The organism is Chryseobacterium sp. CH21, assembly GCF_004119445.1.
In the GTDB taxonomy this organism is placed as follows: Bacteria; Bacteroidota; Bacteroidia; order Flavobacteriales; family Weeksellaceae; genus Chryseobacterium.
Genome location: NZ_QICI01000034.1, coordinates 98,693 through 111,887 on the forward strand (window position 1 = coordinate 98,693; position 13,195 = coordinate 111,887).

At 36.2% G+C, this 13,195-nt stretch carries 11 protein-coding genes, 1 pseudogene and 1 riboswitch; of the genes and pseudogenes, 2 read left to right on the forward strand and 10 right to left on the reverse strand.

Annotation, left to right across the window (positions count from 1 at the left end):
• Position 1: 1 nt before the first annotated feature.
• The 4 genes and pseudogenes from BOQ62_RS05830 to BOQ62_RS23845 all read right to left on the reverse strand — a co-directional run bounded on the left by BOQ62_RS05830 (position 2) and on the right by BOQ62_RS23845 (position 4,345).
• Complete coding sequence (locus BOQ62_RS05830) at positions 2 to 1,783, reverse strand: GEVED domain-containing protein (RefSeq protein WP_129037865.1); 1,782 nt, start codon at positions 1,781 to 1,783, stop codon at positions 2 to 4.
• A 58-nt stretch (positions 1,784 to 1,841) separates the two neighbouring features.
• Positions 1,842 to 2,456, reverse strand: a complete 615-nt coding sequence (locus BOQ62_RS05835) for a class I SAM-dependent methyltransferase (protein WP_129037867.1) — start codon at positions 2,454 to 2,456, stop codon at positions 1,842 to 1,844.
• Positions 2,453 to 3,373 (reverse strand): alpha/beta fold hydrolase, encoded by a 921-nt coding sequence (locus BOQ62_RS05840; protein ID WP_228413744.1) that lies wholly within the window; start codon positions 3,371 to 3,373, stop codon positions 2,453 to 2,455. The genes BOQ62_RS05835 and BOQ62_RS05840 overlap by 4 nt, the downstream gene beginning before the upstream one ends.
• Positions 3,374 to 3,671: 298 nt before the next feature.
• Positions 3,672 to 4,345 (reverse strand): annotated as a pseudogene (locus BOQ62_RS23845) (DUF4919 domain-containing protein).
• A gap of 218 nt (positions 4,346 to 4,563) precedes the next feature.
• Between BOQ62_RS23845 and BOQ62_RS05855 the strand changes: the two are divergent.
• A complete protein-coding gene (locus BOQ62_RS05855) occupies positions 4,564 to 4,779 on the forward strand; it encodes a hypothetical protein (protein WP_034696179.1) in 216 nt (71 codons plus the stop codon).
• A gap of 59 nt (positions 4,780 to 4,838) precedes the next feature.
• Here the strand turns inward: BOQ62_RS05855 and BOQ62_RS05860 are convergent, their stop codons facing one another.
• Together BOQ62_RS05860 and BOQ62_RS05865 are read right to left on the reverse strand one after the other, a co-directional pair.
• The gene (locus BOQ62_RS05860; RefSeq protein ID WP_129037873.1) at positions 4,839 to 6,131 is read right to left on the reverse strand and encodes an MFS transporter; all 1,293 of its coding nucleotides are present in this window, start codon (positions 6,129 to 6,131) and stop codon (positions 4,839 to 4,841) included.
• A gap of 111 nt (positions 6,132 to 6,242) precedes the next feature.
• Positions 6,243 to 6,995: a DUF3575 domain-containing protein gene (locus tag BOQ62_RS05865; RefSeq protein WP_228413746.1), complete on the reverse strand. Its 753-nt coding sequence runs from the start codon at positions 6,993 to 6,995 to the stop codon at positions 6,243 to 6,245.
• A gap of 167 nt (positions 6,996 to 7,162) precedes the next feature.
• On the opposite strand from BOQ62_RS05865, the gene BOQ62_RS05870 reads away from it, so the two are divergent.
• On the forward strand, positions 7,163 to 9,247 hold the full coding sequence (locus tag BOQ62_RS05870) for a TonB-dependent receptor domain-containing protein (protein WP_129037877.1): 2,085 nt from the start codon (positions 7,163 to 7,165) through the stop codon (positions 9,245 to 9,247).
• A gap of 202 nt (positions 9,248 to 9,449) precedes the next feature.
• On the opposite strand, the gene BOQ62_RS05875 is transcribed toward BOQ62_RS05870, so the two are convergent.
• The 4 genes from BOQ62_RS05875 to BOQ62_RS05890 all read right to left on the reverse strand — a co-directional run bounded on the left by BOQ62_RS05875 (position 9,450) and on the right by BOQ62_RS05890 (position 12,839).
• Entirely contained in the window at positions 9,450 to 10,448 is a 999-nt protein-coding gene (locus BOQ62_RS05875; protein ID WP_129037879.1) for a T9SS type A sorting domain-containing protein, read from the reverse strand.
• A gap of 137 nt (positions 10,449 to 10,585) precedes the next feature.
• Complete coding sequence (ribB, locus tag BOQ62_RS05880; protein ID WP_129037881.1) at positions 10,586 to 11,233, reverse strand: 3,4-dihydroxy-2-butanone-4-phosphate synthase; 648 nt, start codon at positions 11,231 to 11,233, stop codon at positions 10,586 to 10,588.
• Positions 11,234 to 11,325: 92 nt separating this feature from the next.
• A riboswitch (FMN riboswitch) is annotated at positions 11,326 to 11,451 on the reverse strand.
• 125 nt (positions 11,452 to 11,576) lie between these two features.
• Positions 11,577 to 12,017, reverse strand: coding sequence for a DUF1801 domain-containing protein (locus BOQ62_RS05885; RefSeq protein WP_129037883.1), 441 nt, complete (start codon positions 12,015 to 12,017; stop codon positions 11,577 to 11,579).
• A gap of 42 nt (positions 12,018 to 12,059) precedes the next feature.
• The gene (locus BOQ62_RS05890; protein ID WP_129037885.1) at positions 12,060 to 12,839 is read right to left on the reverse strand and encodes an alpha/beta fold hydrolase; all 780 of its coding nucleotides are present in this window, start codon (positions 12,837 to 12,839) and stop codon (positions 12,060 to 12,062) included.
• Between the last annotated feature and the right edge of the window lie 356 nt (positions 12,840 to 13,195).

The following is a 13,195-nucleotide window of genomic DNA, read 5'->3' on the forward strand; positions in this document are numbered from 1 at the left end:
TTTAGAATTTTAATTTCTTCGTAATCACTTTTCCGTCTTCCAGTACTGCTGTTGCAGTGATGATTATGTTTTTCTGATCAACAGGATATTTGAATTCTGAAGACTTTACATCTGTTTTTCTCAACAGTAATCTTCCTGAAGCATCATAAATATGCACTGAAGCAATTTTTACATTACTTTTCACAGATACGGAGTTTTCATCTTTAAAAATAACAGGCGAATTTTTCAATCCTGCATTTTCTACTGCTAATAATCCTTGGTTTTCAATGATTACAGAATAATCTTCTACCTGTCCGTATTTAGGTGTATAGCATGCTGTTACGGCCGTTCCGTTGAATTCTCCAATCACTCTCATTCTTAAAGGAGTATTGGTTACTGCACTTGCAGGAGGAGTTACCTGAGCCGTAGCGAACGAACCATTGGTTATGCCACTTTGATTAAGGACAAGTTCTGTAGTTTCGTTGAACTGACCGTCATTATTATAATCAATATATGCTTTGATAATGTGAGAATTGCTGGTGCCCGGAGCTACAGTAAGGGTTGTAGCTGAGGTTTGGGGTATCGTAGTTTTGGATATTCCGGAACAGTAAGTTCCCGTGAAATTTTCATAAAAATTATTGGCTGCCTGTTTATAATTGCTTGAATAATTGCTGATACTTCCGAATTTCACAGAAGTGATTCCTACGTTATATCCACCAGGATTTGTGATGGAAGCAGGAGTACAGGCGTTCGTTAAAGTAGAATTATTATTGATTGTTGTGGTAGAAGCTACTGGTGAATTGATCAGTGACTGTCTATACTGTAAAAGCTGTGCTGTTGCTCTGTCTGCCTGTCCTTGCGTGAATAAATTTCTGAAGCAGTACGTATACGCCATCACGTTTCTTTCACCTCCGCTATATAATTGGCTTGTACATGGATTGATCTGTCCCGTCTGGCATGTATGAGGAACCGTAGAGTGGTAAAGACTTTTCATGGGCTCCGTATCACATACAAGATCTCCTTCTAAAGTACAATCATTGTTCACAGGGCAATCTCCAGTAGTTTCATTATATCCCTGATGGGTATGTCTAAGCCCCAAAGCATGCCCGAATTCATGAGCCAATGTTTGGGCATTGACAGCAGAGGCACTTGTTGCCATAAAAGCGTAATCATTGCTTCCTCCTGGATAATAGGCGAAACCGTTCAGCCCTCCTGAATTGGAGGTTAGTTTTTTAACCACATAAATATTGTAATATTTTGAAGTATCCCACATTCCCATTGCTGTAATCTCAGAAGCAGTTACGGCATTGGTTGTGTTATCATTATTGACTCCTCCGCTTACATATTTAGGAAGACCAGAAGCATTGATCCTGTTGATCCCGTTGGTTGCATTGCAGTTAGGGTCTTTAGTTGCAAAAACAAATTTTACAGGCAGAATAGCACTTGTACCCGACATTCCGCTGGTAGAGTTTCCGGCAAAGACACCATTGGTATAATTTACCCATGCAATGATATCGGCATCCGACTTATTATTGGTGGTTCCTACAGCGCTTCCGTCTCCTACAACATGTACAACAACAGGAATTTCATATACCTGATTGGTAAGCTTAGAAGCCAGTTTTCCACTTTTGATCATCTTTGATAATTTCAGGTTGAAAGCATCATCCTGAGCTTTCTCTTCCGGATACCTTTCATAATGCTTTTTCATTAATTCATCGGTTCCGCATTCCTGAAATTCTAAACTTTGTGAATAAAAATGAGAGCAGAATGCTCCTGAAATAAGCAGAAATAATAATTTTTTCATAGTTTTTTTATTTAAATAGTTGGGAATTTAAAAATAAATAAAAAATACTTATAAATACTTAATGCTTTTTAAAACTACAAAAAACAAAATTCTGAACCGTCTCAAAGGGAGTTATATGATCTTCAGTGATGCATTCCACTTTTTTAAAACTTCCTTCAAATTTTTCTGATAATGATTTCTCATCATACTGCTGAATATCCAATCCACTGCATTTTGTAGGTCCGTTTTTAGAAAAAGTCCCGAGAATCATAAAGTGATTGACATTTTTCTCTGCAATATCTATGTATTTTGAAACCTGTTCCGGAGTGGTAAGGAAATGAAAAGCAGCTCTGTCATGCCATATATCATACTTTTCCGAAGATTCAAAAGCCGTAATATCCGTAGCAATCCATTTTACTTTATTGGCAGCATCACCAAGTCTTTCTTGTGCTTTTTCTAAAGCTTTGGCTGAAATATCAAGTACCGTAATGTTTTCATAGCCTTCTTCAAGGAGATAATCAACAAGGTTGCTGTCTCCCCCGCCAATATCTATGATGCTGGTGTCTTTCCCCAATCCCGAAGATCTGATAAAGTCAAGGGATGTCTGAGGCTTTTTCTGAGTCCAGCTTACCTGATCAGGATTTTTGGTTTCATATACGTTTTCCCAGTGGTTTTTGTTGTCAGAAGATATCATGATTCTTTTAATTGATTATTGATCTCTTCAAATTTATTAATTAATTCATCAAGTTTTCTTTCCTGCTTTTTAATGGTCTTCGGTCTCAGATAAAACCAGTTGAAAGCAATCCAGGCAGATGTTACAGCATAGGTCAGAATACCTGAGCCCAGAGTCATTCTTGAAGTGTATTCATACATATAAAAGCATATTCCCAGAAACAGCATAATGAAATACAAGTTAAGTATTGTTGTCTGCATCAATTTCTGCTTTCTTTTTACCACGTATAAGCTTTGGAGATATTCATTGTTAGACTGTGTCTGGTCTATTTTGTAAAATACCATAAACATTTTGTTATAAGCCAACAGGAAAATAGCCATGCCCAGAATTACAAGAACAATTCCTATTTTTGTTGTAATCATTTGAGGCTGATAACGGTACCAGATGAAAAGAATGACTAATGAAGTAGCGATTAATCCAATATTAGCAAAGATCAGCCTGCGCAGATTCTGGTTTCTGAATTTTTTCAGTTTTCCGAGAAGCTCGTCCATATTGGGTTTGTTGGAAGTCTGCTGCTTCCATATATTTTTGAAATCTATATTTTCTTTGGATGCAAAATTAGGATTTGCCATTGCTGCCAGACAAGGCAGTGCGTCTACAACAATGATTTTACCAACAAGTTCAGAATAGTCAGCTGCAATAGCCAGTGCAAGACCACCACCCATACTGTGTCCGATTATTATAGGTTTGTCAATTTTATTATTCTTGATATAATCGGCAATTCCTTTTTCCCAATCTTTAAAACTGGCATCTGATTGGGGTTTCGTTCCGGCAAATCCGGCCATCGTTAAAGTATAGCAAGTGAAGTTTTTTTCAAATTTTGCTGTCGTTTCGTTCCATACATCTCCTGAAGAAGCAAATCCCGGAATGAATAGCAAAGACTGGGTTCCTTTTCCTGTTTTCTTTACTTCAAAAGGATACGTTGCTTCCTGTCCGAAAATATTGCATACCGCTAAAAAAATAACATGATGATTAAAAGGAATGTGAATTTTTTCATGATTTCTAAGGTTTTAAAGATTATTTGTCTTTTAGAGACGAACCTTCAAAAAATGTTACACAAAAATTTATTTTTCTGAAAAAAATATTTCTCCTTCCCCGAAATCCCTGTTATCAGGGCAAAATCATATGAAATTTATTGTAGCAATTTGTTGTTTAATAGTAAAAATCCCAGAAAAATTAATCCAATATTCTTCCGTAGAATCTGCTGATATCAAAATAAAAACCTGGAATTTTATATTTTCCTTTTTCAAATTCCTGATAATCACATTTTCCATTGTGGCTTTGTGATTTTGTTTCCATTTGAAATCTGTTTAATAGAACATATTCGTCTGTCACAGAAATGATATGAAAGCCTGTTTCGCATGTCAGCCCATCACCGGAAGTAAGAATGGCATTTAATAATCCATGGAAATTTCCTGCAATTTTTCAGCAGTAGCATCATCATTATTTAAATGATATAAATAAGCTATATAATTCATAGCCCTCAGATCCAGTGGATTTTCATCCAAAGCGTCAAGAAATAATTGGATTCCTTTAGACAGATCTTTTTGAGAAATACCTTCTCCACGATAATATTTAGCTACCTCTTCAGCTTTCTTCCCTGTTTTATAAGGTTTGTATTCTTTTTGAAAGGTAAAACCGTAGTAAAGATGATGGTATTGATTGCTTGTAAGAAGCGTATCGTTCTGTTTTAATCTTTTTAAAAGCTTCGGATAATAGAATTCTGAGCTCTTATCCTCAATATTTTTTTGAATTAGAGTATAATCGGGCGCCTTAAATTCCATTTTCTGAGCATGAAGGAAAGTAAGCAGGATTAAAAAGAATAAAGAGAAAAATGCTTTAATACTCATGGTTTATATAACGTTGCTATAATTTTTTTACAGGTTAAAAATACGGAATATGTATCAATTGAATAATATCGACTGACTATTTGTAAAAAAAATAATAAAATATTATCAAAGTGTTATTTTGTATCAATAAATTTACTAACTTTATTCGGAATTTGAGAGATTACCCCCGACATTTGAAGGGGTAAATGGAATTTTTAACTAAAAAACTAGAAATATTAATGAGCAGTAGTATCCAAGATGAATTTAAAGTCTTCAAAGACGAATTAAGAAAGTTGAATATCGAAGTACAGAAAGTTGTAAAAGTAGGAAACGGTAGTATGGATTTCCACGAGGTTTTCTACAAATCACCGAGGTATGAAGAGGTAAAAAGTATATACGTCCAGCGTCATAATCTGGATAGTATGATTGAAAAATTTAAACAAGCTTATCATTAAAAAATAGAACGAGCGCCACAGATTATCTGCGGCGCTCGCTTTTTATAAAGTTTCTAATCTCAATCCTTGTCCAGAGTAGAGGTCTTTCTGGTATCTTTCATTCCGATATAAACGATCAGAGAGAAAAGGATACATCCGGTAATGTACCAGTAAAAGTATTCTTCAGAGCCAATCTTTTTAAACCAAAGCGCAATATACTCTGCCGTTCCTCCAAATACCGCAACTGTAATGGCATACGGCAGACCTACACCTAATGCTCGGATTTCAGATGGAAAAAGTTCTGCTTTTACCACTGCATTGATGGAAGTGTAGCCGCTTACAATAATTAAAGCTGCCATAATCAGAAAAAATGCACTCCATATTGATGTGGTTGTACTCAATGCTGTAAGAAGTGGGACAGTACATAAAGTTCCCAAAATACCAAAGCCTAAAAGAAGCGGTCTTCTTCCAATCTTGTCAGACAAGCCTCCAAATACCGGCTGAAGACAGGCGAAGATAAACAATGAAATAAATGAGACTAATGTAGATTCTTCTTTCGTAAGATGGACGGTATTCACCAGGAATTTCTGCATGTAAGTAGTGTACGTATAAAAAGCCAGAGTTCCTCCTAAAGTTAATCCTACAACGGTAAGAAGAGCTCTTGGGTGCTTCAGCAATTCTTGTATTGTGCCTTTTTTCTTTTCGCTGACTTCTTTTTTGTTTTCAAAAGCTTCCGTCTCATGAAGATTGGCACGGAGGTATAATGCGATAATAGATAACATAGCTCCGATTACAAAAGGAATTCTCCATCCCCATTCCTCAAGCTGTGCTTCAGTGAGTATTAATTTTTGTAAAATAAGTTGAATTCCTAATGCTATAAGCTGTCCGCCAATCAAAGTGACATATTGAAAACTTGAATAAAAACCTCTCCTGTCCTGTGTGGCCATTTCGCTGAGGTAAGTTGCTGAAACTCCATATTCGCCGCCAACGCTTAACCCCTGAAGTAATCTTGCCAATAAAAGTATTAAAGGAGCCAAAATACCTATAGATTGGTAAGTAGGGGTAAGGGCAATCAGTAAAGATCCAAAAGACATCAAAAGAACAGAAAGAGTCATCGCTTTTTTTCTTCCTACCTTATCGGCAATACTCCCAAACATCCATCCACCAATAGGGCGCATCAGAAAACCTACAGCAAAGATTCCCGCAGTATTCATGAGCTGGGCATTAAGGTCAGAATCCGGGAAGAATGAATGAGAGAAATATATGGCAAAGGCTGCATATGCATACCAGTCATACCATTCAACAAGATTTCCGATAGATCCGCCTATAATGGCTTTGATTCTTTGGCCTGTGGTGATAGAGGTTGAATTCATAAAATGTTATTTTCCGGAAAAGTTTTTTTATAATGGCATCCAAGATACAAATTTCAGAAAAAATAAACCGTTCTGGAAAAGAACGGTTTATGTATTACAAGATTGTAGATTTTAGAATCTATATCCTAGTGAAAGTCCGCTTCTGAAACCTGCCCAGGGACCATCCACTTTTATTCTGGCACCATTGGGATTGGTTTCTACTGTATACTTTACAAAGGGAATATCCAGATTTTCAATTTCTTTTTTAAGCTGAGCCTGCATATCAGGGGTCAGTACATAATCCGAGGTCATGGTAAAATCACCTTTTCCACTTCCGTAGTGTGCTCCCGCAATCCAGAAATCCAATACAAGATTCTGGCTTCTGGTCAGAAAGAATTGAACTCCAACCATTAATCCTCCACTGTTTCCATTGGTATCTCCCTGACCTCTAAGAGGGATTTGATAAGTAATTGAATTAGGACCATTGTAATCATAATAAAAATCAAAAGTATTGGAAGTAACACTTGAATATCTGTAATACGGTGCAAAATAAAATCCTTTTCCATAGCCCTTTCCGATGTAAAACCTTGGTTCTATCGTAAAGTTCGTAGCTTTTACTCTTAAATTCTGGAATCTTTTCTCGTCTTCATCCTTTAGAAAGGCATTAATGAAAGGCACTTTACCTTCCGGCATTGTTCCGAAACCGAGGTTTACAGAAAACCATTGGTTGATGACACGCTCATAAGACAGATTAATATTTCTGAATGCATAAGCAGTAACATTGGTCTTGACGATATTCATCTTCTCAGCAGAATTGTTCTCTATTTCCTGAGCTCCTAATCCGGAAAACAGGAAGCACGGAATTAATATGAATGCTTTTTTCATGACTCTATATTTTGTGATGTAAAAAAATACCAGCAAAAAACGGGCTGAATTTAACATAATAATTATAATTTAAAGAAAATTTATTGATAAATTTTTAATAGACTGTGATTATAAATGTAATATACATCGGAGATTGATTGTCCTAATGGTATAATTCATCTTCTGACATGAAAAAAATGATATATACCATCTTCTTTCTTTGCGGAGCTTTTATGTTTTCCCAGGAGAAGAAAAATGATACAGCTGATGTAGCACCCGCCAAGGAGATTCAGGAAGTTATTTTGAAATCACAACGCAAAAAACAGTTTGCAGATAAAGCTGTATATACTTTTGATAAGGAGGCGCTGGAAAAAGCACGCTATGCTAAAGATTTACTTCGTACCCTTCCTGAATTGCAGCTTGATCCTGTAGCCAATACAATTACCAGTACTAAAGGAGGAACTACCTTATTTCTCATCAATGGTATTGAAGCTACAGACATGCAGATTAGAAGTGTTGCACCCAGTGAGGTCGTAAAAGTGGAGTATTATGATATTCCTCCTGCGAGATGGGCCACAAGAGCAGATACAGTAGTGAATATTCTTACAAGATCTACAGAAACAGGGTATGTTTTCGGAGCTGATGTTTCTACGGCATTAAATACCGGATTTGTGAATGGCTCTGCTTATGCGAATTATACAAAGGGGAAAAATAATTTCGGACTGGAATATTCCATGAATCTCAGAGATTACAATGACAGAAGGGTTAATAGTATTTATGATTATCAACTGGGTGGTAAGCATTACCGGTCTGATGAAAACAGAACGGATCATTTCGGGTATACATTCCAGAATGTTGCCTTGCGTTATACAAGGCTTGTTCCTGATGATTATGCTTTTCAGGCTAAATTGAATATGGATATTTTCAGCAGGTTTTCAAAAGGAACAGGACAGAGTGTCTTTACTGAAGATAATCTGAAGGAAGAACACAATATGTTTAAAAATAATGGTTCAGACTATGTTATTCCTAAGCTGGATCTTTATTATTCCAAAAAAATCGGGGAGAAAGATGAATTGAGCATTAACGTGGTAGGCTCTCATTATACGACGAATTCTACAGAAACAGCCAAAGAGTGGATCGTCGGTTCAGGATTGTCCGTGTATGATAATGATATGGTTCTGAAAGCGAAACAAACAAGTCTGGTGGGAGAGCTTGCTCACGTTCATGATTTTAAAGCCGGAAAACTTTCATCCGGTTACAGAATTTCAAGATCTTCTATTTCTAATGATCTGAACAATCTTGCCGGATATTCTCAATACAGCGTTACTTATCTGGAGCAGTATTTTTACACAGAATTTGCCGGAAAAGTGGATAAATTCAGTTACCGTATCGGAGCTGGTCTTACCAATATTCACAACAAAAGTGCAGAAAATACTTTTGATGAATGGACGTTTACCCCGAAGGTTATTTTAGCTTATCAGCTTAAAGGAAACCAGAATCTTCGTTTTACAGCAAGTTACAGTCCGATAAGTCCTTGGAGTAATGCTTTGAGTAGTAACGTGGTGCAGCTGGCTCCAAATATTGTTCAACGAGGAAATCCTTTTTTAGAGTCTCAGCAGGTCTTAGCCAATAATCTGACCTATTCTTTTAATAATAAGTATTTTGATTTTAATGCAGGTTTGTTTTATCGGTATACAGACAGGGTGATCAATCAGTATTATGTTCAGGATGATGTTTTGGGAGGGTATGCTCTGACTTATGAAAACGGGAAAAACGGACAGAGATATGGAGTACAGTTAACAGGATCTTATAAACCTTTTGGAAATAGTCTCCTCGTTATAAAAGCGGTCATCACACCGACTTCCGAGACTGTAAGGACAAGTAAAGGTGCTTTGATCAAAAATGATTATTTAGGAAATTACTTTTCATTTTCCTCAGAATATAAATCTTTATCCGTTCAGTATCAGTTCAATATTCCTGTTTACAGCTTAAATGGTGCCTTCCTTAATACCAATGAAAATCAGAACAATGTTTTTGTGAGCTATAAACATAAAAACTTCACGTTCTCTACAGGAATGTACTGGATCGGAATGCCGTCAGAATACAAAACGAAAAGCCTGCCTGAAAGTTTAGTAGATTATAGAATTCATACGCAGATCATGAACAATAAATCAATGTTTGTATTAGGGTTAAGCTATGATTTCTCTAAAGGGAAAAAGACCGAAATTCAGCGAAAACTTCATAATGAAACAGCTCCTGCAGCTACTTTTTAAGAGTTGATGTTAGGCCGGAAGAGGGAAGCTGGAGGATGGGAGTTTATATTGTGCAGATGATTACTGAAGACTATTATTTATGAAAAAATAGAATAAATTAAACTCTATTTATTCTTAGAGTAAAATAGCTTCCATCTTCCAACCTTCAGCTTTCTGCTAAAAAAATCCCCGCTCAATTTTTAGGAGCGGGGATTTTGTTTTATTATTTCTTAATGAATTTTGTATTCTTTTTGTCTGCTGTATTTTTTCCGCTGATCTCAATAAAATAAGAAGCTGGAGGAAGATCTGAAATCTGAATGTTTCCGGATTTTACCTCTGAAGTTTTAACCAGTTTTCCATCCAGACTGTAGATATTTGCTTTGGAATAATTATCTGTATTTCCTTTAAAACCAATAAAGTCTTTCGCCGGGTTAGGATAAACAACCAGATTTTCTTTTTTTACAGCATTGTTTATAGAAAGGAATGTCTCGCTTAAAGCCTGAGCACTTGAAGTAGACTGGTTGATGCCTAATAAAGGAACGCTGATATTTCCATTGGTAGTGCTAAGTAGTGCATATCTGTGAGAAGCATCGTAATAAGCATAAGCGGTATTGGTAACCGTTCCGATTGGATTAGAATAAATCACATCAAAAGAAGAATATAAATTGAAATTCTGTGTATACTTTACTCTAAGAACATTACTGTAAGTTTGGTTGCCTACAATCAAAGTTCCGTATGCGTCTGCCTGAGTTGCTAAGGTTCCACTAAACAAACCATTGGCAACAGATGAAGTGAAGGTACCTTTAGCGGTATCGTTTTGGGCAGGTCCGTAGCTTGTAGGATAATTATTGTAAGTACCATTGTCTACACTGAAATTTAAAGTAGCCTGAGGATTTACGATTCCTGTAATTTCCAGCTTTGTGGCAGATGCTTTATAATAAATAGTAGTTGTTCCATCCACCATTTTAATGGTTGATCCTGGAAATGTTGTGATTTCGGTTGAAGTTGGAACAGAATAAGTAGTTTGCGATGAAGCTCCCATCGTAAGACTTCCGTTTGAAAAGGTAACGTTAGCTCCTGTTGCAGAGTTGTCCACCGTTCCATTTACCTGGTTGTAATTAATAACGTCTCCAGAAACAGGATCATTGGCGGCTTTGGTCAATGTGATCTGCGCAGAAAGCATGGCAGAAGTCCCTAGTAAAAAGAGTATAGATTTTTTCATAGTCAGAATTTTTTTTTGTTAAAATTAATTAAAAATAGTATTCAATTTTCAAATTCATTTATTTTCAATTAAATATTTAAATAAACCGCCGGCTGATAAGATCAGCCGGCGGTTCTGTGCGTTAAAAAAACTAAAATTTAGTTGCTCATAATCATTGTACGATAAGCATAAATGTCTTCAATAGTCACCACACTCATCCCTTTTTTAATAGCAAAGTCTACAATTTCAGGAAGCCTTGCCATAGAACCGTCCTCATTGGTCAGTTCACAAAGTACGGCATCGTCTCCCAGATTGGCCATTTTTACAAGATCTACACTGCCTTCAGTATGGCCACGTCTTTCAAAGACACCATCCTTTCTGGCGATCAAAGGGAATACATGCCCGGGACTTGCAATATGCGCTGCCTGTGCATTTTCTGCCACAGCGGTTCTGATCGTCGTTACACGATCTTTTGCAGAAACTCCCGATTCTACCCCCTCTCTGGCTTCAATAGATATGGTAAATGCAGTTTGATTTTTAGAATTGTTGTCTTCCACCATAGGACGAAGGTTGAGGTGGCGGCTTTTTTCTTCAGAAATGCATAAGCAGACGATACCGCTGCATTCGCGGATCAGAAGTGCCATGTCCTGTTCTGTAATTGTGGATGCGGGAAAGATGATATCGCCTTCATTTTCGCGGTTTTCATCATCTACTAATAGAATACCTTTTCCCTGTTGTAATGTCTGAAGTGCTTTTTCTACACGTTCTTTGGAGGTCGCTCCGAATTGTTCTAATAATTTTTCCATGTTATTTTACTTTTAAAAGTTAAAATAGTCTTCGGTACATGGAAATGAAATACAACGCAACAAGAGTCCATAAGGAATCTTATTGGTCATCTCATTTTCTTCTCCCATCCAGACTTTAACTGTCGGTTCCGGAATTTCACCAGATCAGTCCTTTCAGAAGAAAGGAGTCGCGGACTGTAACCGCCGGTAGGGAATTTCACCCTGCCCCGAAGAAAACTTATACTAAGTTTTGCTGTATGTTGTAATTTAAATTTTTATTTCATTGAATAGTATTTAACGCACAGACTGCTAATTTCGGGAAGTTTTTTGAATTGGGGAAGAAATTTATGACGAATCACTTACATTATTTTTCTCTACAGGCACATTCATGATTTTCATTTAAATAAGCAATTGTTGCTTTGCACATTTTCTCTAAAGTTTCAATATTGATATCAGAAAGTTTTTTGATGTAAATGCAGGCTTTTCCCATTTTAAATTTTCCAAAGTCATCTAATAAATACTTACTTTCTTCAGTGGGCGAATAAACATACTGCGAAAACTCAGCTTTACGGGGTGAAAAACCAATAAGAGGCATATCACCTTCATGGCCACTTGCGTATTTATAATGATAAAAACCAAATCCTATAATGGTTGGTCCCCACATTTTTGGCTCAAAGCCTGACCATTCACTCATCAATTGTATTAATTGAAAGCTATCAGCTTTCTTTTCATCTTTTTCTACAAATGAGTTAATAAAATCGGTTACGTTTACGTCTGTTTCAGTGGTTTTATTTGCTTTAGCCATGGTAGTTGTAATCTTTAGTTACTTGTGTTTCTCAATATAAATTTAAATCAGTTTTTTCAGAATATCATCTAAAATGGTATTAAATTCATCCGGTTTTTCCAGCATGGGATAATGCCCGACTCCTTTAATGGTAACATAATCATATTTTTTCAAATATTTACGGTTCGCTTCCAGATCAGTAGGTGAGGCATCGGAATTGATGGCTATAACAGGTACCTGAACTTGTTTTGCAATGGTATTGAAATCCGTTTTATATAAAGGTCTGAGAAGATTGATCGCCATTTCAGGTTCGTTCTGAAGAAATTCGTACTGCAGTCTTTCTTTTACATTAGCAGGAGTCTGCTCAACGAATAGATATTGAGGAAGGAAATTTTCCACAGCATATTTAAAATCTGTCATGTACTGTGTGAATATAATTTCTTCAGCCTGTTGTTCCGTAAAAGCTTCATCTAAATTTTTCAGGGTATCAACCAGGACTAATGCTTTTACCTGTGGGATTTTCAATGAAGCTTCCAGTACATAAGCTCCGGACATAGAATGGCCTACAAGAATTATTTCCTGAGAATTGACAGCATCGGCAACAGCTTTAATATCATCTGCGTATCCGGCACTCGTCCATTCCTCTCTTGAAGAATCGGATTTTCCATGCCCTGCAAGATCCATCTGTACAATGTGATATTGACTATTTAAATACTTTTGTTGGTCTTCCCACCATTCAGTATTTCCAAGCCATCCATGAATGAAGATTAAGGTTGGATTTCCGTTTCCGGATTCTTTGTAATGAATTTTCTTGCCGTCTGATGATGCTACATATTTTTCCATATAAAATTGTGAGTATTGGTGTATTGTTTTGTAAAGCCTAATTTACGAAAAGAGGTATAAACACAACGTTTTTTATTGATTATAAACTGAAAGAAGTATTCATCATCAAGTAGTGAAGGTGATAGATATATGAATTATTAGAACTAAAAATGTGGATAAGTTATCCACAGAAGTTATCCACACGATTTTTTATTGTGGAAATTTCACAAAAATTAATAAGTATTGTAAGTTAAAGAAATATAGTTGTTTACAATCTTTGTTTCAATGGTTGAAAAAATTATCCATAGTTTATCCACAGATATAAATTAAGGTATGAAAAGTTATCCACAAATATTTAGAGATGTGGATAACTGATT

Excerpts from the sequence above, each read along its gene's own strand:
- BOQ62_RS05855 (WP_034696179.1), top strand. The coding sequence starts at position 4,564 with ATGAGCAGTAGTATCCAAGATGAATTTAAAGTCTTCAAAGACGAATTA.
- ribB (WP_129037881.1), bottom strand. The coding sequence starts at position 11,233 with ATGGAAAAATTATTAGAACAATTCGGAGCGACCTCCAAAGAACGTGTA.
- BOQ62_RS05890 (WP_129037885.1), bottom strand. The coding sequence starts at position 12,839 with ATGGAAAAATATGTAGCATCATCAGACGGCAAGAAAATTCATTACAAA.
- BOQ62_RS05870 (WP_129037877.1), top strand. The coding sequence starts at position 7,163 with ATGAAAAAAATGATATATACCATCTTCTTTCTTTGCGGAGCTTTTATG.
- BOQ62_RS05885 (WP_129037883.1), bottom strand. The coding sequence starts at position 12,017 with ATGGCTAAAGCAAATAAAACCACTGAAACAGACGTAAACGTAACCGAT.
- BOQ62_RS05830 (WP_129037865.1), bottom strand. The coding sequence starts at position 1,783 with ATGAAAAAATTATTATTTCTGCTTATTTCAGGAGCATTCTGCTCTCAT.
- BOQ62_RS05865 (WP_228413746.1), bottom strand. The coding sequence starts at position 6,995 with ATGAAAAAAGCATTCATATTAATTCCGTGCTTCCTGTTTTCCGGATTA.
- BOQ62_RS05835 (WP_129037867.1), bottom strand. The coding sequence starts at position 2,456 with ATGATATCTTCTGACAACAAAAACCACTGGGAAAACGTATATGAAACC.
- BOQ62_RS05860 (WP_129037873.1), bottom strand. The coding sequence starts at position 6,131 with ATGAATTCAACCTCTATCACCACAGGCCAAAGAATCAAAGCCATTATA.
- BOQ62_RS05875 (WP_129037879.1), bottom strand. The coding sequence starts at position 10,448 with ATGAAAAAATCTATACTCTTTTTACTAGGGACTTCTGCCATGCTTTCT.